This is a genomic window from Asanoa sp. NPDC050611, assembly GCF_040654855.1.
In the GTDB taxonomy this organism is placed as follows: domain Bacteria; phylum Actinomycetota; class Actinomycetes; order Mycobacteriales; family Micromonosporaceae; genus Asanoa.
Genome location: NZ_JBFAIU010000004.1, coordinates 36284 through 59663 on the forward strand (window position 1 = coordinate 36284; position 23380 = coordinate 59663).

The 23380-nt window shown below is 71.9% G+C and carries 24 protein-coding genes; 16 read left to right on the top strand and 8 right to left on the bottom strand.

What is annotated here, in order from left to right:
* Positions 1-19: 19 nt before the first annotated feature.
* On the bottom strand, positions 20-1033 hold the full coding sequence (locus AB0H87_RS01310; RefSeq protein ID WP_360137657.1) for a UDP-glucose--hexose-1-phosphate uridylyltransferase: 1014 nt from the start codon (positions 1031-1033) through the stop codon (positions 20-22).
* Positions 988-1977: a UDP-glucose 4-epimerase GalE gene (galE, locus tag AB0H87_RS01315; protein ID WP_360137660.1), complete on the bottom strand. Its 990-nt coding sequence runs from the start codon at positions 1975-1977 to the stop codon at positions 988-990. The genes AB0H87_RS01310 and galE overlap by 46 nt, the downstream gene beginning before the upstream one ends.
* A 110-nt stretch (positions 1978-2087) precedes the next feature.
* Between galE and AB0H87_RS01320 the strand changes: the two genes are divergently transcribed.
* The gene (locus AB0H87_RS01320; protein WP_360137663.1) at positions 2088-2870 is read left to right on the top strand and encodes an SDR family oxidoreductase; all 783 of its coding nucleotides are present in this window, start codon (positions 2088-2090) and stop codon (positions 2868-2870) included.
* On the opposite strand, the gene AB0H87_RS01325 is transcribed toward AB0H87_RS01320, so the two are convergent.
* Together AB0H87_RS01325 and AB0H87_RS01330 are read right to left on the bottom strand one after the other, a co-directional pair.
* Positions 2867-3097 (bottom strand): hypothetical protein, encoded by a 231-nt coding sequence (locus tag AB0H87_RS01325; RefSeq protein WP_360137666.1) that lies wholly within the window; start codon positions 3095-3097, stop codon positions 2867-2869. The genes AB0H87_RS01320 and AB0H87_RS01325 overlap by 4 nt on opposite strands.
* Before the next feature lie 405 nt (positions 3098-3502).
* Positions 3503-4243, bottom strand: a complete 741-nt coding sequence (locus tag AB0H87_RS01330) for an SDR family oxidoreductase (protein ID WP_360137669.1) — start codon at positions 4241-4243, stop codon at positions 3503-3505.
* A gap of 274 nt (positions 4244-4517) precedes the next feature.
* Between AB0H87_RS01330 and AB0H87_RS01335 the strand changes: the two genes are divergently transcribed.
* The 3 genes from AB0H87_RS01335 (at position 4518) to AB0H87_RS01345 (ending at position 6614) form a co-directional block, all read left to right on the top strand.
* Positions 4518-4829, top strand: a complete 312-nt coding sequence (locus AB0H87_RS01335; protein WP_360137672.1) for a metalloregulator ArsR/SmtB family transcription factor — start codon at positions 4518-4520, stop codon at positions 4827-4829.
* Positions 4829-5371: an SRPBCC family protein gene (locus AB0H87_RS01340; RefSeq protein WP_360137675.1), complete on the top strand. Its 543-nt coding sequence runs from the start codon at positions 4829-4831 to the stop codon at positions 5369-5371. Before AB0H87_RS01335 ends, AB0H87_RS01340 begins: the two co-directional genes overlap by 1 nt.
* Before the next feature lie 697 nt (positions 5372-6068).
* Positions 6069-6614, top strand: coding sequence for an NUDIX hydrolase (locus AB0H87_RS01345; protein ID WP_360137678.1), 546 nt, complete (start codon positions 6069-6071; stop codon positions 6612-6614).
* On the opposite strand, the gene AB0H87_RS01350 is transcribed toward AB0H87_RS01345, so the two are convergent.
* Entirely contained in the window at positions 6605-7714 is a 1110-nt protein-coding gene (locus AB0H87_RS01350) for a DUF5925 domain-containing protein (RefSeq protein WP_360137681.1), read from the bottom strand. The two genes, AB0H87_RS01345 and AB0H87_RS01350, sit on opposite strands and share 10 nt — an antisense overlap.
* Positions 7715-7881: 167 nt before the next feature.
* Entirely contained in the window at positions 7882-9174 is a 1293-nt protein-coding gene (locus AB0H87_RS01355; RefSeq protein WP_360137766.1) for an acetyl-CoA C-acetyltransferase, read from the bottom strand.
* 39 nt (positions 9175-9213) lie between these two features.
* Between AB0H87_RS01355 and AB0H87_RS01360 the strand changes: the two genes are divergently transcribed.
* The 6 genes from AB0H87_RS01360 to AB0H87_RS01385 all read left to right on the top strand — a co-directional run bounded on the left by AB0H87_RS01360 (position 9214) and on the right by AB0H87_RS01385 (position 15550).
* The gene (locus AB0H87_RS01360; protein ID WP_360137684.1) at positions 9214-10533 is read left to right on the top strand and encodes a 3-oxoacyl-ACP reductase; all 1320 of its coding nucleotides are present in this window, start codon (positions 9214-9216) and stop codon (positions 10531-10533) included.
* Positions 10533-11393: a MaoC/PaaZ C-terminal domain-containing protein gene (locus AB0H87_RS01365; protein ID WP_360137687.1), complete on the top strand. Its 861-nt coding sequence runs from the start codon at positions 10533-10535 to the stop codon at positions 11391-11393. The genes AB0H87_RS01360 and AB0H87_RS01365 overlap by 1 nt, the downstream gene beginning before the upstream one ends.
* Before the next feature lie 104 nt (positions 11394-11497).
* On the top strand, positions 11498-12253 hold the full coding sequence (locus tag AB0H87_RS01370) for an NUDIX domain-containing protein (RefSeq protein ID WP_360137690.1): 756 nt from the start codon (positions 11498-11500) through the stop codon (positions 12251-12253).
* A gap of 70 nt (positions 12254-12323) precedes the next feature.
* Positions 12324-13289, top strand: a complete 966-nt coding sequence (locus tag AB0H87_RS01375) for a serine/threonine protein kinase (protein ID WP_360137693.1) — start codon at positions 12324-12326, stop codon at positions 13287-13289.
* Between the two features lie 12 nt (positions 13290-13301).
* Positions 13302-14264: a hypothetical protein gene (locus tag AB0H87_RS01380; protein ID WP_360137696.1), complete on the top strand. Its 963-nt coding sequence runs from the start codon at positions 13302-13304 to the stop codon at positions 14262-14264.
* Complete coding sequence (locus AB0H87_RS01385; RefSeq protein ID WP_360137699.1) at positions 14261-15550, top strand: adenylosuccinate synthetase; 1290 nt, start codon at positions 14261-14263, stop codon at positions 15548-15550. Before AB0H87_RS01380 ends, AB0H87_RS01385 begins: the two co-directional genes overlap by 4 nt.
* On the opposite strand, the gene AB0H87_RS01390 is transcribed toward AB0H87_RS01385, so the two are convergent.
* Positions 15489-16139 (bottom strand): TetR/AcrR family transcriptional regulator, encoded by a 651-nt coding sequence (locus AB0H87_RS01390; RefSeq protein ID WP_360137702.1) that lies wholly within the window; start codon positions 16137-16139, stop codon positions 15489-15491. The two genes, AB0H87_RS01385 and AB0H87_RS01390, sit on opposite strands and share 62 nt — an antisense overlap.
* 61 nt (positions 16140-16200) lie before the next feature.
* Between AB0H87_RS01390 and AB0H87_RS01395 the strand changes: the two genes are divergently transcribed.
* The 5 genes from AB0H87_RS01395 to AB0H87_RS01415 are packed head-to-tail and all read left to right on the top strand — an operon-like array spanning position 16201 to position 21214.
* Positions 16201-16653, top strand: coding sequence for an SCP2 sterol-binding domain-containing protein (locus AB0H87_RS01395; RefSeq protein ID WP_360137705.1), 453 nt, complete (start codon positions 16201-16203; stop codon positions 16651-16653).
* Between the two features lies 1 nt (position 16654).
* Entirely contained in the window at positions 16655-17869 is a 1215-nt protein-coding gene (locus AB0H87_RS01400; RefSeq protein ID WP_360137708.1) for an acyl-CoA dehydrogenase family protein, read from the top strand.
* Positions 17866-19353, top strand: a complete 1488-nt coding sequence (locus AB0H87_RS01405) for an AMP-binding protein (protein ID WP_360137711.1) — start codon at positions 17866-17868, stop codon at positions 19351-19353. The genes AB0H87_RS01400 and AB0H87_RS01405 overlap by 4 nt, the downstream gene beginning before the upstream one ends.
* Positions 19354-19412: 59 nt before the next feature.
* Complete coding sequence (locus tag AB0H87_RS01410; protein WP_360137714.1) at positions 19413-19961, top strand: helix-turn-helix domain-containing protein; 549 nt, start codon at positions 19413-19415, stop codon at positions 19959-19961.
* Positions 19958-21214 carry an MFS transporter gene (locus tag AB0H87_RS01415; RefSeq protein ID WP_360137717.1) on the top strand — a complete coding sequence of 419 codons (1257 nt, stop codon included), beginning with the start codon at positions 19958-19960 and terminating at the stop codon, positions 21212-21214. The genes AB0H87_RS01410 and AB0H87_RS01415 overlap by 4 nt, the downstream gene beginning before the upstream one ends.
* An 8-nt stretch (positions 21215-21222) precedes the next feature.
* Here AB0H87_RS01415 and AB0H87_RS01420 read toward each other — a convergent pair whose 3' ends face one another.
* Complete coding sequence (locus AB0H87_RS01420) at positions 21223-21831, bottom strand: activator of HSP90 ATPase (RefSeq protein WP_360137720.1); 609 nt, start codon at positions 21829-21831, stop codon at positions 21223-21225.
* A gap of 63 nt (positions 21832-21894) precedes the next feature.
* Here AB0H87_RS01420 and purB point away from each other — a divergent pair, with 63 nt between their 5' ends.
* Complete coding sequence (gene purB / locus AB0H87_RS01425) at positions 21895-23319, top strand: adenylosuccinate lyase (RefSeq protein ID WP_360137723.1); 1425 nt, start codon at positions 21895-21897, stop codon at positions 23317-23319.
* The last annotated feature ends 61 nt before the right edge of the window (positions 23320-23380 follow it).

Here is a 23380-nt window from a genome sequence, read left to right on the forward strand (position 1 = left end):
TACCCGCCCGCGCCGAAAATCAATCGTTGTCGAGGTCCCGCAGCCGCTGCGCCGCGCTTTCCGGCGTGATGTCCCGCTGCGGCTGAGCCAGCAGCTCGAAACCGACCATGAACTTGCGGACCGTCGCGGACCGCAGCAGCGGCGGGTAGAAGTGCGCGTGCAGGTGGGCCTTCGGGTGCTCGCCGCCGTCGGTCGGGCGCTGGTGGAAGCCCATCGAGTACGGGAACGTGATGCCGAACAGCCGGTCGTACCGCCGGGTGACCTTGCCGAGGATGTCGGCCAGCCCGTCGCGGGTGGCGCCGTCGAGGTCGGTCAGCGACCCGTGGTGCCCGCGCGGCAGCACCATCGTCTCGAACGGCCACACCGCCCAGAACGGCACGAGCGAGACGAAGTGCTCGTTGGTGTCGACGATCCGTGAGCCGTCCTTCAGCTCGGCGGCCAGATAGTCACAGAGCAGGCAATCCCCGTCGTACGCCGCCTGCTGCGCGAGCTCCTTCGCCGGCTCGTTCGGGAGGCTCTCGGTTGCCCAGATCTGGCCGTGCGGGTGCGGGTTGCTGGCACCCATCATCGCGCCGCGGTTCTCGAAGACCTGGACGTGGTTGACCCAGTCGATGCTGCCCAGGCCGGCGGTCTGCTCGGCCCAGGTGTCGACCACGGTCCGCAGCGCCGGCCGGGACATGTCGCCGAGCGTCAGGTCATGGCGGGGCGAGAAGCAGACCACCCGGCAGATGCCGCGCTCCGGGCGGGCGACGAGCAGGCCGTCGTCGACTCCGCCGCCCGACGCGTCAGGCAACAGGGCGGCGAAGTCGTTGTCGAAGACGTACGTGGAGTCGTACACCGGAGTCTTGACCCCGCCGGCCCGGGTGTTGCCGGGGCACAGGTAGCACGACGGGTCGTACTCAGGACGCTTCTCGGGTGTCGTCTCCTCGACCTGGCCCTGCCAGGGGCGGGCCGTGCGGTGCGGTGAGACCAGGACCCACTCGCCGGTCAGCCGGTTGAGCCGGCGATGCGGCGCGTCTGGAAGTAGGCCCATGCGTCCCCCACGATCGATGCCAGGTCGGGCTTCGCGGCGACCCAGCCCAGCTCGGCGCGTGCGCGGACCGACGACGCGATGAGCGTAGCGGGGTCGCCGGCACGGCGCGGAGCGGGTGAGACCTTCACGTCCTGGCCCGTCACCTGGCGCACCATGTCGACGATCTGCAGGTTGGAGAAGCCCTTGCCGTTGCCGAGGTTGTAGATCTTGTGCCGACCTGGGTCGATCGCCTCCAGGGCGAGCAGGTGGGCGGCGGCGAGATCCTCGACGTGGATGTAGTCGCGCACGCACGTGCCGTCGCGGGTCGGGTAGTCGCCACCGAAGATCCGCAGGCTCGGTCGCAATCCGGCGGCGACCTCGAGGGCGGCGGGGATCAGGTGTGTCTCGGGCTCGTGACATTCGCCGAGCGGGATCGCGCCGTCGAGCGCCGCGCCCGCGACGTTGAAGTAGCGCAAGCTGGTCGCGCCTAGCTGGTGCGCCTTGACCGCATGGGCGATGGCCATGTCGACGGCGAGCTTGGTCCAGCCGTACGGGTTGGTCGGCGCGACCGTCGCCTGCTCCGTGATCGGCAGCGTGCTCGGGTTGCCGTAGACGGCGGCGGTCGAGCTGAACACCAGCCGCTGCACGCCGGCCAGGCGCATCGCGTCGAGCAGGGCGAGCGAGCCCGCGACGTTGGTGTGCCAGTAGAGCTCCGGACGCTCGACCGACTCACCGGCGGCGATCTTGGCGGCGAAGTGCAGCACGCCGTCGAAACCGGCCGTCGGGGTGAGCACCTCGGCGACCTCGTGCAGGTCGCGCTTGTGCAGCATCACCTCGCCCGGCAGCGAGCCGACGTGCCCGGTCGACAGGTCGTCGATGACCTCGACCGTGTGGCCGGCGTCGAGCAACTGGTGCACGACGACGGACCCGATATATCCGGCTCCGCCGGTCACGAGCAACTTCATGGGACGACCTTAGGGCCACCGGCACCCGGTGCGGCATCCGCGACGGGTAATCGGCAGAAATGTCGTCTCAATGCGAGAGGATCAAACGAATGGCGCTCGGAGGAACGCTCATGCTCGACCAGAAAAAGGCCATCGTGTACGGCGGCGGAGGCGCGATCGGCGGCGAGATCGCCCGCGTTTTGGCTGGTCAGGGCGCTAGTGTCCGGTTGGCCGGTCGATCTTTGCCAGCGCTCGAGGCAGTGGCCGCTGACATCGCCACGTTCGGCCGCCAGCGGGCGGCGACAGCTGTGCTGGATGTGCTGGACGAGGCACAGGTGAACGCGTACGCGGCTCGGATCGGCAACATCGACATCTGCGTGAATGCCGTCGGCCTCGACGGCGGTGCCCAGGGCCTTCCCTTGATCGAAATGAGCGCGGACGCGGTAGTCCAGCCGGTCGCCGACGCCACCCGGGCGGCATTCAACATCGCCAAAGCTGCGGCGGTGCACATGACCAACGGCGTGATCATCATGATCTCCGTCCCGATGGCCCGGGTGCCGGTCGCGACGACCGGGCCGTTCGGCAGCGCCTCGGCGGCGGTCGAGACCTTGGTCCGGCAACTGGGCGCGGAACTCGGCCCGCGTGGCACTCGCGTCGTCTGCCTGCGCCTGACCGGGATCCCGGAGACGGCAACGCGGCTGGGCTCCCTGACAGAACGCATGTGGCGCGATGCCGCGGCCCGGTTGGGCGTGCCGTTCGAGGAGGTGGTCGAGGCCGCTGGGGCCGGGAGCCCGCTCGGCCGTCCCCTCACGGTCGCGCGCGTGGCGGAACTGGCGGCGTTCGTGGCCTCGGACCACGCCACGGCGCTGACGGGCACGGTCATCAACGCCACCGCCGGCGCGGTGGTCGACTAGACCACCTCTTCGAACGCGGAGACCGCGACGGCGCTCTCGTCTGTTCGCACCAGGTCGATGCTGGTGAACGGCTGCTCGGCTGTGGTGGCGCGCCGTCGTCCAACCCACCACCGGCCGCGGTGCCGCCAGCGCGATCTCGTGGCCGCGAAGGCGGCGCGCAGGTCGGGCAGGGCCGGGACCCGCGTGGGCCGCTGCCGCCCGGCGTGCAGGCCGCGCAGGGCCCGCACCCGCGTGGGCCGCTGCCGCCCGGCGTGCGGGCCGCGCAGGGCCGTGGCACCCGCACGGGCCGCTATCGCCCAGCGCGTGGGCCGCGCAGGGCCCGCACCCGCGTGGACCGCTGCCGCCCGGCGTGCGGGCCGCCCAGGGCCGTGGTACCCGCACGGGCCGCTATCGCCCAGCGCGTGGGCCGCGCAGGGCCGTGGCACCCGCACGGGCCGCTACCGCCCAGCGCGCGGGCCGCGCAGGGCCGTGGCACCCGCACGGGCCGCTATCGCCCGGCGTGCAGGCCGCGCAGGGCCGTGGCACCCGCACGGGCCGCTATCGCCCAGCGCGCAGCCCGCGCAGGGCCCGAATCCGCGTGGGCCGCTACCGCCCGGAGCGCCGGCCGCGCACGGCCGGCACCGCATGGTCGGCTACCGCCCGGGTAGAGCGCCGCCGTTGACCTGGATGATCTGCGCGGTGACATGGCGAGCGTCCGGCGAGGTCAGCCAGCGGATCGTCGCGGTGACGTCGTCCGTGTGGCCGGCGCGCTTGTTGAGCGCCTGGCCGACGAGCAGTTCGTGCCGCTCTTCCGTCATCGTCCCGCCGAAGAACTCGGTCTCCGTCGTGTAGCCCGGTGCCACCACGTTGACGGTGATGCCCCGCGGGCCGAGCGCCGCGGCCAGGTCGATCGCGTAGGGGTGCAGCGCCGCCTTGCTGCCGCCGTAGGAGCCGGAGCCCGAGCCGCGGAAGGCCGCGATCGAGCTGATCAGAATGACGCGGGCGTCCGCGGCGAGCAGGTCGCGGAGGGCCTCGGTCAGGTGCACGGCGGTCAGCACGTTGCTGCGTAGGTTGCCCAGCCAGGCCGCCGACGCCCGCGCGACGGGGCTCGCGACGGGGTCCGGCAGGGCGAGCGCCGCGTTCCCGCCGGCGTTGTTGACCAGCACGTCGACGCGGCCGTATCGCTCAGCTATCTCAGCCGCCACCCCCTCGGCGCCGGCGACCTCGCCGATGTCGGCGACGATCGCGTGCGCACCGATCTCCGCCGCCGTCGTGGCCAGCACATCGGCCCGCCGGCCGACGATGACCACCGAGTCGCCGTCTTTCGCACAGGACGCGGCCACCGCTCGACCGATTCCCGTGCCCCCACCGCTGACTACCACCACCCGTGACATGCCGCTGAGCCTAGCGAGGCGGGTGCGGTGTGTCGCTGACGAGAAAGGGCCTGTGGATAACCGCGTTTCTGTCGTACCCGCACGCCACGATTGCTCGCATGAGTTCAACGAAGCAGGTCGATCCACAAAGGACGAGCGCCGTCCGACGCGAGGGCCCTACCCGGCGCCTGAGCCACACATCCGCAAGGCCTCCGCCCGTGGCGTCCCTGGGACATGGCTTTGAGGTGCTAATATGCCTTGACAGGCATATGCCTCAAGGGCCATATTGGGGTACGTGCCTGTTGACGCCTTCGCGGTGCTCGCCGAGCCGGCCCGCCGCCGCATCCTCGACGAGCTGAGGGTCGCCGACCGCAGCGTCGGCGAGCTGGTCGCCGCCCTGACGATCAGCCAGCCAACGGTGTCCAAGCACCTCAAGGTGCTGCGCGACGCGGGTTTCGTCTCGTCCCGCACCGCGGCGCAACAGCGCATCTACCACGTCGAGCCGACCCAGTTCGCGGCGCTCGACGAGTGGCTGGCGCCCTACCGTCGACTGTGGACAGCACATCTCGACAAGCTGGCGCGCCATCTCGACACGATGGAGCAGTGATGGAAACCTACGAACCCAGCACGCTGGCAGACGCGCGCGCGGAACAGGCGACCGACGGCCGCTGGACGCTCGTGTTCATCCGCGACTTCCCACACCCACCGGCCCGCGTGTGGCGAGCACTGACGAAACCAGCCGACCTCACGGAGTGGGCGCCGTACACGGCCGACCGCGACCTGGACACCCTCGGCCCGGCCACGTTGACGATGATCGACGGCGACGAGCACGTCGACATCGCCGTCGAGGTGACGCAAGCAGATCCGGAACACACGCTGGCCTACAGCTGGGGCACGGACCTACTCCGCTGGGACCTGGCGCCCACGGCGTCCGGCACCCGCCTCACCCTCCGCCACACGGTCGCCGACGCTTCGTGGGTCCCCCAGGTAGCGGCGGGTTGGCACATCTGCCTGGACGTCGCCGACCGCCTCCTAGAGGGCAACCCGATCGCCCCGATCCGCGGCAACAAGGCCCGCGCCCACGGCTGGGACTCCCTACGCGACGCCTACGCCACAAAGCTCGACATCCCAACGGACGAAGCCAACTAACGCCCCCGCAACCACGAACCAACCCGACGTGCCACGAATGTCCGACCGCGTCTCCGCACTGACGCTTGCTGCTGGTGACTGCGGAGCGGGCGTGCCGCGGTGGCGCGGGCGGGTAGCGCTTGTGGGTGGTCCGCTGCCTGCTGCCGGTGCCGGCGCCTGCCGGTCTTGCCGTGGGGCCCGCCAGTGGGTGAGGTTCGCGAGTGGGCGAGACGGTTGGTGGTTTGCTGGCGGCGCCCGCCGCCACGGCGAGCAGGCCGATGCGCGCGGGCGCGTGCGCTGCGCCGCAGGACGCGGCCGGCGGCCGGCGTGAGCGGGCTGCGGCCCAGCTGCGCATCGACGGCGCGCCGACGATGGCGGCCCGCCGCCGCCTGGCGCGGGCACCGTCGTGGTTGGTTGCGTCCTGCTGCAGGTGTCGGCTAGTGGGCGCGGATCAGAGGCTTTGTTGCGCGGCTCGCCGGTTGGTGGCTTGCTGGTGGCAGGGCAGTAGGCGTTGGGTGTCGGGGAGTTTGCAGCGGCGCGGGGGGCTACCCAGCGGGACCAGATGGCGACCGCTACCGCTACGAACGCGCCGGCCAGGAACGGGTGTGCCCAGGTTGGTGCCGGGCAGGCTCCAGCCGCCGTAGCCGATCGCCGTCAGGGTGGCCAGTGAGCGGAGGAGAGTGATCGCTTTCATGGCCGGTCGACCATACTGGTCGCGATGACTGCCGCACAGCTTGTGGATCTTGTTCAGGGCCTGGTCACGGGGGATGACATCGAAGCCGGGCATCGGGCCGACACCCTTGCCTGGTTGGCGGGTACCGACGATGTGTACCGGCGGGTCAAGCCGGATACGCCGCCTCGGCATCTGGTGTCCTACGTCGTGCCCGTCGACCGCGCCGACGGGAGTGTGCTGCTCGTCGACCATGTCAACGCCGGGCTCTGGCTTCCGCCCGGTGGGCATGTCGAGCCAGGGGAGGATCCGGCCGAGACCGCCCGGCGCGAGGCGTTCGAGGAGCTTGGGCTCCAGGTCACCGTGCGCGATCCGATCTTCATCACCGTCACCGACACCGTCGGGATGGATCGGGGGCACACCGACGTGAGCCTCTGGTATCCGGTCGTCGCCGACCGCAGCGCGCCGCTGAGCACTGACGAGCGTGAGTTCTCCGCGGTGCGGTGGTGGTCGGACCGGGAGATCCGAGAGACGGATCCGGGCAGGTTCGACCCGCACTTCCTGCGGTTCCTGCGCAAGCTCCGTCAGAGGTAGAAGCCGCTCGACGCCGGCGTCACCGGCGTCGTCACCGACGGCTTGCCGTCGCGCAGGGCGAGCAGTTCGGCGAGCGTCGCACCGTACGCGCCGACGCCGATCGAGCTGCCCAGCCACTCCGTGGCCTGCTCGTACGGCAGCGGACCGACCTCGATCTGGGCCATGCACCGGCCCGGCCGCAGCACCGCGGGGTGCAGCCGGCCGATCTTCTCGTTGGTGGTCACCGCGACGATCACGTTGCCGCCCTGGCCCAGCAGGCCGTCGGTCAGGTTGAGCAGCCGGGACAGCTGCTGCGTGTTGGTGGTCAGGCCGTCGGCGCGGATCAGGTCGTCGCTGTCCTCGAGGAGCAGGAGCCGCCACTTGCGGCTGTCGGCCGGGCCGCCCGCCGCGACCTTGGCCAGGTAGGCCGGGTCCGTGAACAGCTGCTGCGGGTCGATCACGAGGTCCACCTGGCACCAGTCGCGCCAGGCGCGGGCCAGCGCCCGCAGCGCGGTGGTCTTACCGGTGCCCGGGCTGCCGTGCATGATCAGCAAGCGGCCGTTGACGGTCGCGGGGGTGAGCTCGGAAAGCCGGTCGATCGCCTCGCCGGCCGACTTCTCGTAGTTGTCGCGGATGGCGGTCCACTCGTCGCAGGCCACGTTGCGGGCGGTACGGGTCGGGCCCATCTGCGACTGGTGCCAGAAGCCGATCTCGACCTCGCCGGTGTCGACCACGGCGGTCTCGGTGGCGCCGGACGTGCACTCGGCGAGCACCGACTCGGCCAGCTCCTCGCTCACGGCGGTGACGGTGATCGACGCGCCGCCGGTACGCCAGCGGACCGCGCGGACCGTCCAGCCCTCGCCGATCGCCAGCCGCGCGTCGCGGCCCTCGTCGACCGCGACCCGGGCGAGCTTGGCGCCGGGCGGGAGGAGGGAGGCCTCCGTGCGTACCCGGTCCAGGCGCTTCGTCCGCGCCCACGGCTGCTCGCCGGAGACGAAGCTGGACAGCGCGAGAGCGTCGACGACGTCGGACGGCACGTCCATGTCGTCGAAGTGCAGGATGCGACCCAGGGGACCGGTGTGGTCGCTACCGTCGGCGCCGGGCATTCGGCCATCGAGCATGCACCGATAGTGACTACTCTCGGCAACGATCGTCCACCCGGTATGCACGGTGTGTGGCGTTTGTCGCGCCTACCCAGGCCCAGAGACCGACGCCATGGTCACTATGGGTAGTCGTCCCAGCGCGGACCGCGCTCGATCGGCGTTCCCAATGACGGTCGCCCAGCGAGTCAGCGTTCCAGGATCGCCACGACCCCCTGGCCGCCCGCGGCGCAGATGGAGATCAGACCGCGACCACCACCGCGCTCGGCGAGCAGCTTCGCCAGCGTCGCCACGATCCGGCCGCCGGTCGCCGCGAACGGGTGTCCCGCCGCCAGGGACGAGCCGTTGACGTTTAGCTTCGACCGGTCGATCGGGCCCAGCGGCGAGTCCAGACCCAGCCGCTCCTTGCAGAACTCCGGCGACTCCCAAGCAGCCAGCGTCGCCAGCACCTGCGACGCGAACGCCTCGTGGATCTCGTAGAAGTCGAAGTCCTGCAGTGCCAGCCCGTGCTTCGCGAGCAGCCGCGGCACCGCGTATGCCGGCGCCATCAGCAGACCCTCGTCACCGTGCACGAAGTCGACCGCCGCCGTTTCCGCGTCGACGAAGTGCGCCAGCACCGGCAGTCGGCGCGCCGACGCCCACTCCTCCGACGCGAGCAGCACGGTCGACGCCCCGTCGGTCAGCGGCGACGAGTTCCCCGCCGTCATCGTCGCCTGCGACGCGTCGGGCCCCCGCGTGCCGAACACCGGCCGCAGCGCCCCCAGCTTCTCGACGGATGTGTCGGCCCGCAGGTTCTGGTCGCGGGTCAGCCCCAGATACGGCGTGACCAGATCATCGAAGAAGCCGCGGTCGTACGCGGCCGCCAGCCGCTGGTGTGATGCCAGCGCCAGCGCGTCCTGCGCCGCCCGGTCGATGTTCCAGCGCAGCGCGGTGATCGCCGCGTGGTCGCCCATCGACAGGCCGGTCCGCGGCTCGGCGTTGCGCGGCGTCTCGGGCAGGAAGGCGTGGTGCGGCCGCAGCCGGGTCGCCGCGCGCAGCCGCCCACCCATGGTGCGGGCCGCGTTCATCTGCAGCAGCGTCCGGCGCAGGTCCTCGTTGAGCGAGAGCGGCGCGTCCGAGGTGGTGTCGACGCCACCCGCGATGCCCGCGTCGATCTGCCCCAGCGCGATCTTGTTGGCGACCAGGATCGCGGCCTCGAGCCCCGTGCCGCAGGCCTGCTGGATGTCGTACGCCGGTGTCGTCGGGTCGAGCCGCGAGCCGAGCACGACCTCACGGGTCAGGTTGTAGTCCCGGGAGTGCTTGAGCACCGCCCCCGCGACCAGTTCGCCGACTCGCGCGCCGGCCAGGCCGAAGCGGGCGACCAGCCCGTCCAGCGCCGCCGTCAGCATGTCGAGGTTGCTCGCCGCCGCATAGCGGCTGTTGGAGCGGGCGAACGGGATCCGGTTGCCACCGACGATCGCGACTCGTCTTGTCTCCATCAGTCGCCTCCCTCCGGGGTTACTGATTAGTAGGCTACTGGTATGAGCGACCGCTACGCGAGCTTCGCGAACTCTGGTCCCGGCCGTGTGCTGGTCAAGCGGCTGGGGCTTCCGAATCCGCCGGTGTTGCGCCGTCACCGGCCCGGAGATCCGCTGGTCACCGGCCCTGTCCTGGTCGGCGCCGCAGCCGGCGGCCGGATCGAGGGCCCGGTGCGCAAGATGCTCACCGTCGCCGAGGTGCCGATGGACGGTGGGCCGCCCTGGTCGGCACTGATGTTCGACGCGACGGGCGTCACCGACGCCGCCGCGCTGCATCCGATCTACGAGTTCTTCCACGCCAACGCGCGGGCGCTGGCCCGCGGCGGCCGGGTGATCGTGTTCGGCACGCCGCCCGCCGCCTGCGGCTCGCCGCGCGAGGCCACCGCGCAGCGCGCGCTGGAGGGGCTGACCCGCAGCATCGGCAAGGAGTTCGGCCGCGGCTCGACCGCGCAGCTCGTCTACGTCGCGCCGGGCGCGGAGGAGTTCACGGACTCGACCGTGCGCTTCCTGCTCTCCGGCCGCTCCGCGTACGTCTCGGGCCAGGTCATCTGGATCGGCCAGGTGAGCTCGTCGCCGCTGACCAACTGGGAGCACCCGCTGGAGGGCAAGGTCGCCCTGGTCACCGGCGCGGCGCAGGGCATCGGTGCGGCGATCGCGCGGGTCATGGCCCGCGACGGCGCCCATGTGGTCGCGCTCGACGTCCCGGCCGCGGGCGAGGCGCTGGCCCGGGTCGCCAACGAGATCGGCGGCACGGCGCTGCAGCTCGACCTGACCCGGCCCGACGCGCCGTCGACGCTGGCGGCCCAGCTGCTGTCCCGCCACGGCCGGGTCGACATCGTGGTGCACAACGCCGGCATCACCCGGGACAAGACGATCGCCAAGATGTCCGCGGAGCAGTGGGACGCGGTAGTCGACGTCAACCTGTCGAGCCAGGAGCGGATCAACGACGCGCTGATCCCGCTGCTGCCCGAGGGCGGCCGGATCATCTCGGTCTCCTCGACCAGCGGCATCGCGGGCAACCGCGGCCAGACCAACTACGCCACTTCGAAGGCCGGCGTGATCGGGCTGGTGCAGTCGATGGCGCCGATCCTCGCGCCGCAGGGCGTCACGATCAACGCGGTCGCGCCGGGCTTCATCGAGACCCGGATGACCGCCCGGATGCCGCTGGCGACCCGCGAGGTCGGGCGCCGGATGAACAGCATGTCGCAGGGCGGCCTGCCGGTGGACGTGGCCGAGACCATCGCCTGGCTCGCGGCGCCCGGCTCGGCCGGCATCACCGGTAACGTGGTCCGCGTGTGCGGCCAGATGTGGCTCGGTGCCTGATGTCCATCGTGGAGCTTGACGGCCCGCCGGAGCTGGGTCCCCTCTACCGGCGGGCGGCGATCCGGGCGCTGCCCAGGATCGGTCTGGTGCCGGGCACCGAGCGCCGGCCGCCGATCGAGGTGCTGCCCGACGTCGAGCTGGTGCTGCGCGGGGTCGAGGTCAGCCGGAGTTGGCTGGCCGACTACGACCGGGTCTGCGGGTTCCGGCTGACCGACACGCTCCCGGTGACGTTCCCGCACGTGCTGGCCACGCCGCTGGCGATGCGGCTCATGACGGGGCCGGACTTCCCGTACCCCGTGGTGGGTCTGGTGCACATCGCCAACCGGATCACCGTGACCCGGCCCTTGGACGCGGCCGAGAAGCTCGACCTGTCGGTACGCGCCGTCGACCTGCGCCCGCACGAGCGGGGCCGGCAGTTCGACATCGTCGCCACAGCCAGCATCGACGGCGAGGAGGTGTGGCGCGACGTCTCCACCTACCTACGTCGGGGTAAAAGCGGCGAGGCAAGCAAGACGCAAGAGAAAGACGTCCCGCCGCCACCGTCCGCGACCTGGAAGGTCCCGGCCCGGGTCGGTGTCGACTACGCCCGCGTCTCGGGCGACCGCAACCCCATCCACACCTCGCGCCTCGGCGCCCGCCTGTTCGGCTTCCCGCGCCCGATCGCGCACGGCATGTGGAGCAAGGCCCGCTGCCTGGCCGCCCTCGACGGCCGCCTGCCCGACGCGTACACCGTCGAGGTCGCCTTCAAGAAGCCGATCCTGCTGCCGGGCACCGTCGCGTTCGCGGCCACCCCGGGGGAGACTTTCGCCCTGCACGACCCGAAGAGTGGCGCTCCTCACCTCATCGGCACCATGAGCTAACTGACACATCCGCAGCGCTCTTGTCCCCCTCTGTGCCCAGGGTTATTCTCAGCTTGAGTTATTCTTAGCCCGAGAAATTCTTAAGGCGAGAAGGACGGAGCACGGTGGTCAACGAGCAGGAGTTCCTGGCGGGTTACGACCCGCGGGCCTACCCGGCCGTCGCGGTCACGGTCGACGTGGTCGCGCTCACGATCAGGGACAACGAGCTGCAGGTGCTGCTGATCCAGCGTGCCGCGCCGCCGTTCGCCGGCTTCTGGGCACTGCCCGGCGGCTTCGTGCGACCCGAGGAGGACCTCGGCGCCGCCGCCCGCCGCGAGTTCGCCGAGGAGACCGGGCTCGGCGGCGAGCCACTGCGCCGGGTGCACTTCGAGCAGCTCGCCTCCTACGGCACGCCCGACCGCGACCCGCGCATGCGGATCTTCTCGATCGCCTACCTCGCCTTCGCGCCCGACCTGCCCGAGCCGACCGCCGGTTCCGACGCCGGCGCCGCCGAGTGGCTCCCGCTGACCGCGATGCCGACCCGCGAGCTGGCCTTCGACCACCGCCAGATCATCGAGGACGGCCTGGAGCGGGCCCGCTCCAAGCTCGAATACACCCCGCTGGCGACCCGGTTCGTCGGCGAGGAGTTCACCATCGCCGACCTGCGGGCCGTCTACGAGACGGTGTGGGGCCACCCGCTGCACGCCGGCAACTTCCACCGCAAGGTGCTCTCCGTCCCCGGGCTCGTCGAGGGCACCGGCGCGACCACCGAGCACGGCGGACCGCGCGGCGGACCGCGCGCCCGCCTCTACCGGGCCGGCGACGCCCGGCTCCTGCACCCCGCTCTGCTCCGGCCGGCCCGAGAGGAGAACGTGCGATGAGTGAGCGAAGCGAACGCAAGCAACTCAGCCGACTGCCGTCAGGCCGGGACGAGCGAAGCGAGGCACGAGCATGACGACTGTTGACGACGCCATCCGCCTGGTCCACGCGGCCAACAACGACGAGGAGCTGTTCGGCTCCACCGACCCGCACCGCGGCTACCTGCGCCTGGCCGCGCTGCTGCACCCTGACCGGGCCGAGGGCCCGGCCAAGACCGCCGCGACGGACGCGTTCGTCACGCTCACCAACCGCTGGCGGGCCCGCGGCACCGTGCTCTTCGGCCGCTACCGGGTCGGCGGCGTCGCGCACACCGGCGACCTGGCCAACCTCTACGCGATCGGCCGCGGGCTCTTCCTCAAGCAGCCGCGGCAGCCCGCCAACAACGACCTCATGGAGCGCGAGGCGGCCGCACTGCGCCGGATCGCCACCGCCGGCGACCCGCGTTACCTGCCCTACGTCCCGCGGCTCGTCGACACGTTCCGGCACCGGGACCCGGGCACTGGCGCCGAGCGCCGCGTCAACGTGCTCGGCTCCGTGCCGCACCTGTGCAGCGTCGCCGACCTCATCCGGATGCGGCCCGACGGCCTCGACCCACGCGACGCGGCCTGGATCTGGCGGCGGCTCCTGGTGGCGCTGGGACTCGCGCACCGGGCCGGCGTGGTGCACGGGGCCGTGCTGCCCGAGCACATCCTGGTCGAGACCACCGACCACGGCGTGGTGCTGGTCGACTGGTGCTACTCGGTGATCGACGGTCTCGACCACGTGCCGGCGATGGTCCCGCGCTACGCCGACTGGTATCCGCCGGAGGTGCACAAGCGACAGGCGCCCGGGCCCGGCACCGACATCGCGCTGGCCGCCCGGTCGATGATCGCGCTGATGGGCGACCGCGCGCCGGCGGCTCTGGTGGCGTTCGCCAGCGGTTGCACGCTGCCGTCGCCGCAGTCGCGGCCCGACGACGCCTGGGCGCTGCTCGCAGAACTCGACGACGTGCTCGAACGACTCTACGGCGCGCGGAAGTTCCGCCCGCTCGAGGTGTGAAGGAGGCCCGCGATGGGCAGCGGAGTCTGGTCAACCGACGTCTACGATGCCGCCGACCGCTACCGGCGCTCGACCGGCCGCAGCGCGTTCGCCTACAGCGACAGCGGCGCCCGCACCGTCCACCCCACGCTCGACCCCCACGGCACCGTCCGGGAGAGCCGGGACTCCAACGAGCACCCGGACTCGATCTCGATCGCCGTCATCTTCGACGTCACCGGCTCCATGGGTGACGTGCCCAGGGTGCTGCAGACCAAGCTGCCCAAGCTGCTCGGGCTGCTGCTGCGCAAGGGCTACGCCCGCGACCCGCAGATCCTCTTCGGCGCGGTCGGCGACGCCACCTGCGACCGCGTCCCGTTGCAGATCGGCCAGTTCGAGTCCGACAACCGGATGGACGAGCAGCTCGGCCGGATCGTGCTCGAGGGCGGCGGTGGCGGGCAGATGACCGAGTCGTACGAGCTGGCGCTCTACTACCTGGCCCGGCACACCGAGCTGGACTGTTTCACCAAGCGGGGCCGGCGGGGCTACCTGTTCGTGATCGGCGACGAGCTGGCGTACGACCGGGTCAAGGCCCGCGAGGTGCGCAACGTCTGCGGCGACGACCTCCAGGAGGACATCCCGGTCCGGCGGATCGTCTCCGAGGTGCGCCGCAAGTTCGACACCTACTACCTGCTGCCGCGCGGCTCCAACTACGCCGGCAACGGCACGGTGCTGGGCTTCTGGCGCGGGCTGCTCGGCCAGAACGCGATCGAGCTCGACGACCCGGACGCGGTCTGCGAGGCGATCGCGATGCTGGTCGGGCTCGGCGAGTCGGCGATCGACTTCGAGTCGGGGCTGGCGGACCTGGCCGACGCCGGCAGCACCGTCACCGCCGCTGTGTCCACCGCGCTCGCACCGGTCGGCCGGGGAGGCCGGGTCCTCTCGACCTGGGGCCTGCCGACCACGCTGCAGGGCGACGACCGGATCAGCCGGCTATGAACCACGTGCTGGTAGCCGACCTGGGATACGGCGACGCGGGCAAGGGGACCGTCGTCGACTGGTTGTGCGCGAAGGGCATCGACGGCCGCCCGGTTGCCGCAGTGGTGCGGTACAACGGGGGCGGGCAGGCCGGCCACAGTGTCGTTCTGCCCGACGGGCGGCGTCATGTCTTCGCCCAGTTCGGAGCCGGCACGTTGCGTGGCGTGCATACACACCTGTCGCGGTTCATGGTGGTCGACCCGCTTTCGCTGGTCGTCGAGGCCGACCACCTGGCCGACATCGGTGTGCCTGACGCGTTCGACCGCTTGACGGTCGAGGGGGACGCGTTGCTCGCCACGCCTTACCACCGGGCGGCGAACCGCGCCCGGGAGATTGCCCGCGGGGCCCACCGGCATGGGTCCTGCGGCAAGGGGGTGGGCGAGGCTATGGGGTACGCGCTCGCCCACCCCGCCGATGCGCCCCGGGTCGCCGACACGCAGGCGCCCGGGGTGCTCGGCGCGAAGCTCGCGGTGCTCCGCGACCGGCTGGTCGACGAGCTCGGCCCGCTCGACGTGCCGCCGGTGGACGCGACCGTGCGGGCGTTCGGTGCGTTCGCCGCGCGCGTGCCGATCGTGAGCCGGGCGTTCCTCGGCAACCTGCTGGCCATCGGTCCCGTGGTCTTCGAGGGAGCGCAGGGGGTGCTGCTCGACGAGTGGCACGGGTTCCACCCCTACACCACCTGGAGCACGACGACGTACGACAACGCGGAGACGCTGCTGGCCGAGGCGGGTCAGGCCGGCAACGCCACCCGGCTCGGCGTGCTCCGGGTGGTGACCACCCGGCACGGGGCGGGCCCACTGGTGACCGAGGACCCGGCGTTGCCGCTGACGGACCCGAACAACCCGACCAACCGGTGGCAGGGCCGGTTCCGGTTCGGGCACTTCGACGCGGTGGCACACCGGTACGCGGTCGAGGTGTGCGGCGGGGTCGACGGGATCGCGCTGACCCATCTCGACGTGGCGTCGCCGGCGCTGCGGTTCTGCTCGTCGTACGACTGGACGGACCGGTTGGTGCCCGGGCCGGCCGGCGACCTCGACCGGCAGGAGGCGCTGACCCGCCGGCTGTTCCGCACCCGACCGCACTACGACGCGGCCCCGGTCGACTGGCCGGGTGCGGTGTCGGCGGCGCTGGACGCGCCGGTGGTGGTGACCTCGCACGGCCCGACGGCCGAGGCGAAGCAGGTGCTCAGGCCGAACTGGGCTGCCAGAGCTCACCCTGTAGGAGCTGGCGGGCGCCAAGCCAGCTGAAGTTCATCAGGCGCGCGGCCGAGCGGTCAGGGTCTTCCTCGGGGTGGTCGGCCAGCCAGTCGGCGATCGACTCGGCCGCGCCGACCAGGGCGTAGGCGCTCGCGATCAGATCCTGGTCGCGGGCGTCCGCGCCCTGTTGCGTGACGGCCTTGCGGAGCATGCCGGCGACCACCTCGACGATGCGGGCCCGCAGGGCGGCCAGGTCGCCGGCGAACGGCTGGCGGCTCTTGGCCTGGCGGTAGAGGACCGCCCAGCCCTCGCGGTGCGCGCCGACGAAGCCGAAGAAGCCGCGCAGCCCGCGCCACAGCTGCTCGTCGGCCGGCAGGTCGTCACCGACCGCGGCGACGATCGACTCCAGCAGGCGGGTGCCCTCGCGGTTGACGCACGCGCGGAACAGGTCGTCCTTGCTGCCGAGGTACGCGTACACCATCGGTTTGGAGATGCCGGCCTCGTCGGCGATCTCGTCCATGCTGGCCTCGTGGAAGCCGCGCCGGGAGAACACCCGCACGGCCGCGTCGAGCATCTGCTGCTCACGGACGGCGCGCGGTAGGCGCTTGAAGCTCGGCCGGCCCTGCACGCTTGCCAGCATATCTACTCCTGCGTAAGGTTACTCCGGAGTAGGTTAATTCATTTTGAAGGGTAGCGCCGCGATGTCTGACTTCGACCCGACCGCCTTCGCCTCGGTCGGTCCCAAGGAGTTCGCGCAGCTGGTCAAGTCCACGCCCGACGCCAAGATCGCCGAGATCATGGCGAGCGACGCGCGCGGCAAGGTGCTCGACCAGGTCTTCGAGCGGATGCCGATGCTGTTCCGCGCCGACCGCGCCGGCTCGACCAACGCGGTGATCCACTGGACCATCACGGGCCGCCCGGACGGCGGCAGTGACACCTACGAGGTCGTCATCGAGGACGGCGCCTGCACGGTCAACAACACCGCCGAGCGCGACCCGCGGCTGTCGCTGACCATGGGCCCGGTCGACTTCCTGAAGATCGTTTCGGGCAGCGGCAACCCGGTGATGATGTTCATGACCGGCAAGCTGAAGGCCAAGGGCGACCTGGGCCTCGCCGCCAACATCGCCAACCTGTTCGACATCCCCAAGGCCTGACATGCCTGAGTTCTCGCTCGACCTCAACGAGGAGCAGCGGGATCTGCGCGACTGGGTGCACGGCTTCGCGGCCGAGGTCGTGCGCCCCGCCGCCGCGGACTGGGACGCCCGCGAAGAGGCGCCGTGGCCCGTGATCCAGGAGGCGGCCAAGGTCGGCCTCTACGGGTTCGAGTTCCTGGCCAACACCTGGGCCGACCCGACCGGGCTCTCGCTGCCGATCGCCAGCGAGGAGCTGTTCTGGGGCGACGCCGGGATCGGGCTCGCCATCATGGGCACCTCGCTGGCCGTGGCCGCGATCTACGGCTCCGGCACGCCGGACCAGCTCGTCGAGTGGGTGCCGCAGTGCTTCGGCTCCGTCGACTCGCCGGCCGTGGCGGCGTTCTGCTCGACGGAGCCGGAGGCCGGGTCCGACGTGGGGGCCATGCGCAGCCGCGCGGTCTATGACGCCGCCGCCGACGAGTGGGTCCTCGCCGGGCAGAAGGCGTACGCCACCAACGGCGGGATCGCCTCCGTGCACGTGGTGACGGCCAGCGTCGATCCCGAGCTCGGGTCCCGGGGGCAGGCGGCGTTCGTCGTGCCGCCGGGCACGCCGGGGCTGTCGTCGTCGCGCAAGCTGCGCAAGCTGGGGCTGCGCGCCTCGCACACCGCGGACGTCTTCCTCGACGACGTACGCGTGCCCGGATCGTGCCTGCTCGGCGGGCGCGACGCGCTGGAGGCGCGACTGGCCCGTTCGCGCTCCGGGCAGCGGTCGCAGTCGTCGTCGGCGATGCGGACCTTCGAGATCACCCGGCCCACGGTCGGCGCCCAGGCACTCGGTGTCGCCCGGGCCGCCTACGAGTACGCGCTGGACTACGCGAAGACGCGCGTCCAGTTCGGACGGCCGATCATCGAGAACCAGGCGGTGGCGTTCGCGCTGGCCGACATGCGCACCGACATCGACGCGGCGCGGCTGTTGGTCTGGCGGGCGGCCTGGATGGGGCGCAACAACCGGCCGTTCGAGGCCGGCGAGGGCTCGATGTCCAAGCTGCGGGCCGGCGAGGTGGCCGTCTCGGTCACGGAGAAGGCCCTGCAGATCCTCGGCGGTGCGGGCTACGTGCGCGACCATCCGGTCGAGCGGTGGTACCGGGACGCGAAGATCTACACCATCTTCGAGGGCACCTCGGAGATCCAGCGCCTGGTGGTCTCCCGAGCCATCTCGGGCCACCAGATCCGGTGACCGCGGCCCACGCCGCCGTCACCCTCGCGCGGCGCGGGCTGCTCACACCGGGTGCGCCGCAACGCATCGCGGCGCAACTGCTGGCGTTGCGGCGGTGGGGCTACGGTCTCGGCGGTTCGCTGCTGTCGGCCGCGGCCCGCTCGCCGGCCGCTGTCGCGCTGATCGACCCCGACGGGACGCTCTCCTACGCCGACCTGCGCCGCCTGTCGTTCGGGCTGGCGCGGGCGTTGCGGTCCGAGCACGGCATCGGCCCGGGCGACCGGGTCGGCGTGCTCTGCCGCAACCACCGCGGTTTCGTGCAGTCGGTGGCCGCGCTCTCGTTGCTCGGCGCGGACGCCGTGCTGATCAACACCGCCTTCGCCGCCGAGCAGGTGGCGGCGGTGGTGCGGGACCACGGGCTGCGCCTGGTGGTGCACGACCCGGAGTTCACGGTGCCGCCGCCGGCCGTGGTCTCGTCGACGCTCGGCTCGTTGACCGGTGGGCCTATCGACCCGCCGGCCCGGCCCGGCCGGACCGTGGTGCTCACCTCGGGCACGACCGGTGTCCCGAAGGGTGCGCGGCGACCCAACCCGCCGGGGCTGAGCCCGCTGGTGTCCATCCTGGACCGGATTCCGGTGCGCGCGCGCTCCCGCGTGCAGATCGCGGCACCGCTGTTCCACACGTGGGGCTATGCGGCGCTGCAGCTGGCCGTCGGCCTGCGCGCGACCGTGGTGCTGTCGCCCCGGTTCACCCCCGGGCAGTACGGGTGCGACGCGCTGTTCGCCGTGCCGGTGATGCTGGAACGCGTGCTGGAGGCCGGTTGCGCGCTGCCGGGCGTGAACGTGGTGGCCGTGAGCGGCTCGGCGTTGCCCGGCGACCTCGCGACCCGGTTCATGGACGCCCACGGCGACGTGCTCTACAACCTGTACGGCTCGACGGAGGTGTCCTGGGCCTCGGTGGCGACCCCGGCCGAGTTGCGCCGCTCGCCGGCGACGGCGGGCCGTCCACCCCACGGCACGCGCACCGTGATCCTGTCGCCGACCGGCGCAGAGGTGCCGCCCGGCGTCGTCGGCCGGATCTTCGTGGGCAACGACATGCTCTTCGAGGGCTACTCCGGCGACCTGCCGGTGGAGTCGCGCGACGGCCTGCTCGCCACCGGTGACCTGGGCTTCCTCGACGAGGACGGCCTCCTGACCGTGTCGGGGCGGGAGGACGACATGGTGATCTCGGGCGGCGAGAACGTCTTCCCGTCGTCGGTCGAGGACCTGCTGGCCGCCCTGCCGGCGGTGCGCGAGGTGGCGGTGGTCGGCGTGCCGGACGCGGAGTTCGGCCAGCGCCTCGCGGCCTTCGTGGTGCCGCACCCGGGCTCGGCCCTGTCGGCGGAGGAGGTGCGCGACCACGTGCGGCGGCATGGCGCCCGCTTCGCCGTGCCGCGTGACGTGCACTTCGTGGCGTCGCTGCCGCGAACGGCGACGGGGAAGGTCATCAAGCGCGCGCTGGGCTGAGCGCCCACCCCCAAACAAGTGTTTGACAGTGGACGTCGATGTCCCGCATACTCCCAAACATGTCTTTGGGAGATGACCCGACCGTCAAGCTCCGCGCGCTGGCGCACCCGCTGCGGTTGCGCATCCTCTCGCTGCTGACCGGCACCGCCATGACCGCGGCCGAGGTGGCGCGCGAGCTCGACCTGACCCACGCCAACGCCAGCTACCACCTGCGTCATCTGCTCGCGGCCGGCCAGATCGAGGTCGAGGGCGAGGAGAAGATCCGCGGTGGCGTGGCCAAGCGCTACCGGCACCGCGTCGAGACCGACTTCGACAAGCCGCGGCCGACGGTCCCCGAGGGCGCCGTGCGCACCGCCGACCACATGCTGATCTACGAGGCACTCGCGGCCGAGCTGCGGCGCCGCTCCCATGCGCTGATGCCGGCGCCGGGCAACCACCTCACCGACGCCGAGCTCTGGGTCGACCCCGCCGTCTGGGCCGAGGTCGAGAAGCAGGTCACGAACGCGAGCCGGGCGCTGCACCGGGCCGCGGTCGCTCCCCGTACCCCCGGCGCGATCCGCGTCAACGCCACGATCGCGCTGTTCAGAATGGAGCCCGACGCCAAATGAGCACCGTTCTCAACCCCGCGCCGCCGACCGAGGAGCCGCGCCGGCCGGGCATGCTGGCGCCGCTGCGGCACAGCGCGTTCCGGTTCCTGATCGCCGGCCGCACGACCACGATGCTGGGCAACGCGGTGGCACCGATCGCGCTCGCGTTCGCCGTGCTCGACCTCACCGGCTCGGCGCGCGACCTGGGGCTGGTGGTCGGCGCCAGGTCGGTCGCCAACGTCGTCTTCGTGCTCTTCGGCGGCGTGATCGCCGACCGGCTGCCGCGCCACCTCGTGATGGTCGGCGCGTCCACGCTGGCCGGCGCGACCCAGGCCGCGGTGGCGGTCACCGTGCTCACCGGCACGGCCACGATCCCGCTGCTGATGGCGCTCTCGGTGGTCAACGGCATCGCGGCGGCACTCGCGTTCCCGGCCATCTCGGCGATCGTGCCGCAGACCGTGCCGGCCGCCGTGCTGCAGCAGGCCAACGCGATCAACCGGCTCGCGTTCAACTCCGCGATGATCGCCGGCGCCTCGCTCGGCGGCCTGCTCGTCGCGACCGCCGGCCCGGGCTGGGGCCTGGCCGTCGACGCCGGCACGTTCTTCCTCGCAGGCCTGCTGTTCGCCCTGGTGCGGGTGCCCAAGGCGGCCCCGCCGACGGGTGAGCGACCCGGCTTCTTCGCCGAGATGCGACTGGGCTGGTCGGCGTTCGCCAGTCGCACCTGGCTGTGGGTGGTGGTCGCCGGCTTCTGCGTGATCAACGCGGCGCTCTCGGGCTCGGTCAGCGTGCTCGGCCCGGTCGTCGCGGACGCGAGCTTCGGGCGTACCACCTGGGGCCTGATCCTGGCCGTCGAGACCGCCGGCATGATCGTCGGTGCCCTGGTCGCGATGCGCGTACGCGTCAGCCGGCTGCTCTTCTACGGCGTGCTCTGGTGCCTCGGCGACGCGCTGCTGGTGCTCGCCCTCGGGCTGACGCCCGTCGTGTTCCTGCTCCTGCTGGCCGGTTTCGCGGTCGGGTTCGCGCTCGAGCAGTTCACGGTCGCCTGGGACACCACCATGCAGGAGCACGTGCCCAGCGACCTGCTGGCCCGGGTCTACTCGTACGACATGCTCGGCTCGATCCTGGCCCTGCCGATCGGCCAGGTCGCGGCCGGACCGATCGCCGAGCACTTCGGACTGCGGCCGACCCTGGTCGGCGCGTCGATCGTGATCGCGGTGGCCACGCTGGCGATGCTGCTCAGCCGGGACGTCCGCCGGCTACGCCACGCCGTCTAGGGCACGCCCTAGGCGGTCAGCGACTTCCAGCGACGGGCCCACTCGTCGGCGACCGCGGCGAACGCGGTGTCGTCGAGGCCGAACGTGGAGACGGTGGCCATGGCGTCGGCCGGCTCGGTGGAGTCGACCGGCGCCTGCGTCACGAGCGCCACGAGGTGCCCGGCGTCGTCGACGGTGATGCGCTGGAAGCGGCTCCTGTGCCAGGCCGAGCCGTCGCCGAGCCCAGCCGCGAGCGTCGCGGGCGCGCCCCGGCCGTCCAGGTAGACCGTGCGCCGGCCCGACACCCCGCGGTCGAGCACGAAGCGGAGCTGCTCGAGGAACTGCCGCCAGCCCTCGGCGATCATGTCGAGCTGGTCGGCCGGGATGCCCGGTGACTCGATCCGGACCAGCGTGCGGTCGGGGCCGGCCTCGGTGAACGTGATCGTCTGGTCGGCGCCGAGGTCGATCCGGTCGGGCGCGGCAGCCTCGGCCCCGTCGACGAAGATCATCTTGATCTCGTCGTCGAGCCCCGGGTAGTCCCACCCGAACCACTGCCGGATCAACTCCGGCTCGACGAAGTGCGGCCGGACCGTCGCGGTCGGCGCGTCCACTGTGGTCTCCACCCGGAACGGCTCCATGGCGACAGACCCTATCGCTCGTGACGCAGATCACGCCCCTGGCCAGGGTGCCAGAATGGCCGGGTGACGCAGGTACCCAACGTTCTCGCCGCCCGATACGCCTCTCCCGAGCTGGTCGCGCTCTGGTCGCCGACCGAAAAGGTGAAGCTGGAGCGGCGGCTGTGGATCGCGGTGCTGGAGACACAGCGCGACCTCGGCATCGACGTGCCCGACGGGGTCGTCGAGGCGTACCGGGCCGTGCTCGACGACGTCGACCTGCTCTCGATCGCCGAGCGCGAGCGGATCACCCGACACGACGTGAAGGCGCGCATCGAGGAGTTCGCGGACCTCGCCGGCCACGAGCAGATCCACAAGGGGATGACCTCCCGCGACCTCACCGAGAACGTGGAGCAGCTGCAGATCCGCTCCTCGCTCGAGCTGGTCCGCGACCGGGTCGTCGCGGCGCTGGCCCGGCTGGCCCGGCTCGCCGTCGAGCACGAGAACCTGGTGATGGCGGGCCGGTCGCACAACGTCGCCGCGCAGGCGACGACGCTGGGCAAGCGGTTCGCCTCGGCCGGCGAGGAGCTGCTGATCGCGTACCAGCGGCTCGACGACCTGATCGCCCGCTATCCGCTGCGCGGCATCAAGGGCCCGGTCGGCACCGCGGCCGACCAGCTCGACCTCTTCGACGGCGACGCCGGCAAGGTGGCGGAGCTGGAGTCGCGGGTCGCCGCCCACCTCGGGTTCTCGTCGGTGCTGAGCAGCGTCGGCCAGGTCTACCCACGCTCGCTGGACCTCGACGTGGTCACCGCGCTGGCCCAGGTCGTCGCCGCGCCGAGCAGCCTGGCCACCACGATCCGGCTGATGGTCGGGCAGGAGCTGGTCACCGAGGGCTTCCGGCCGGGCCAGGTCGGCTCGAGCGCGATGCCGCACAAGATGAACACCCGGTCGAGCGAGCGGGTCAACGGGCTCGCGGTCGTGGTCCGCGGCTACGTCTCGATGATCGGCGAGCTGGCCGGCGACCAGTGGAACGAGGGCGACGTCTCGGACTCGGTGGTCCGCCGGGTCGCGCTGCCCGACGCCTTCTTCGCCACGGACGGCCTCTTCCAGACGTTCCTGACCGTGCTCGACGAGTTCGGCGCCTATCCCGCGGTGGTCGCCCGGGAGCTCGACCGCTACCTGCCGTTCCTGGCCACGACCAAGATCCTGGTCGCCGCGGTACGCCGGGGCGTCGGTCGCGAGACGGCGCACGAGGTGATCAAGGAGAACGCCGTCGCCGTCGCGCTCGCCATGCGGGAGAAGGGCAGCACCGAGAACGACCTGTTCGACCGGCTCGCCGCCGACGACCGCCTGGGCCTGACCCGCGGCGAGATCGACGCGCTGGTGGCCGACCGGGCGGCGTTCGTCGGCGCGGCCGGTGCCCAGGTGGCCGCGGTGGCCGCGAAGATCGACGACGTGGTCCGGCGGCACCCGACGGCCGCCGGCTACACGCCCGGCGCGATCCTCTGACACGCCGGGCGGCGTGGCGCCCCTTGGAGCGCCACGCCGCCTTGTGGGAGAGCGTTGTCTG

What these genes read in the sequence shown, in the direction of transcription:
- AB0H87_RS01310 (WP_360137657.1), bottom strand. Translation starts at nt 1,033, where the DNA reads ATGGGCCTACTTCCAGACGCGCCGCATCGCCGGCTCAACCGGCTGACC.
- galE (WP_360137660.1), bottom strand. Translation starts at nt 1,977, where the DNA reads ATGAAGTTGCTCGTGACCGGCGGAGCCGGATATATCGGGTCCGTCGTC.
- AB0H87_RS01320 (WP_360137663.1), top strand. Translation starts at nt 2,088, where the DNA reads ATGCTCGACCAGAAAAAGGCCATCGTGTACGGCGGCGGAGGCGCGATC.
- AB0H87_RS01330 (WP_360137669.1), bottom strand. Translation starts at nt 4,243, where the DNA reads ATGTCACGGGTGGTGGTAGTCAGCGGTGGGGGCACGGGAATCGGTCGA.
- AB0H87_RS01340 (WP_360137675.1), top strand. Translation starts at nt 4,829, where the DNA reads ATGGAAACCTACGAACCCAGCACGCTGGCAGACGCGCGCGCGGAACAG.
- AB0H87_RS01345 (WP_360137678.1), top strand. Translation starts at nt 6,069, where the DNA reads ATGACTGCCGCACAGCTTGTGGATCTTGTTCAGGGCCTGGTCACGGGG.
- AB0H87_RS01350 (WP_360137681.1), bottom strand. Translation starts at nt 7,714, where the DNA reads ATGCTCGATGGCCGAATGCCCGGCGCCGACGGTAGCGACCACACCGGT.
- AB0H87_RS01360 (WP_360137684.1), top strand. Translation starts at nt 9,214, where the DNA reads ATGAGCGACCGCTACGCGAGCTTCGCGAACTCTGGTCCCGGCCGTGTG.
- AB0H87_RS01365 (WP_360137687.1), top strand. Translation starts at nt 10,533, where the DNA reads ATGTCCATCGTGGAGCTTGACGGCCCGCCGGAGCTGGGTCCCCTCTAC.
- AB0H87_RS01375 (WP_360137693.1), top strand. Translation starts at nt 12,324, where the DNA reads ATGACGACTGTTGACGACGCCATCCGCCTGGTCCACGCGGCCAACAAC.
- AB0H87_RS01380 (WP_360137696.1), top strand. Translation starts at nt 13,302, where the DNA reads ATGGGCAGCGGAGTCTGGTCAACCGACGTCTACGATGCCGCCGACCGC.
- AB0H87_RS01385 (WP_360137699.1), top strand. Translation starts at nt 14,261, where the DNA reads ATGAACCACGTGCTGGTAGCCGACCTGGGATACGGCGACGCGGGCAAG.
- AB0H87_RS01390 (WP_360137702.1), bottom strand. Translation starts at nt 16,139, where the DNA reads ATGCTGGCAAGCGTGCAGGGCCGGCCGAGCTTCAAGCGCCTACCGCGC.
- AB0H87_RS01395 (WP_360137705.1), top strand. Translation starts at nt 16,201, where the DNA reads ATGTCTGACTTCGACCCGACCGCCTTCGCCTCGGTCGGTCCCAAGGAG.
- AB0H87_RS01400 (WP_360137708.1), top strand. Translation starts at nt 16,655, where the DNA reads ATGCCTGAGTTCTCGCTCGACCTCAACGAGGAGCAGCGGGATCTGCGC.
- AB0H87_RS01410 (WP_360137714.1), top strand. Translation starts at nt 19,413, where the DNA reads ATGTCTTTGGGAGATGACCCGACCGTCAAGCTCCGCGCGCTGGCGCAC.
- AB0H87_RS01415 (WP_360137717.1), top strand. Translation starts at nt 19,958, where the DNA reads ATGAGCACCGTTCTCAACCCCGCGCCGCCGACCGAGGAGCCGCGCCGG.
- AB0H87_RS01420 (WP_360137720.1), bottom strand. Translation starts at nt 21,831, where the DNA reads ATGGAGCCGTTCCGGGTGGAGACCACAGTGGACGCGCCGACCGCGACG.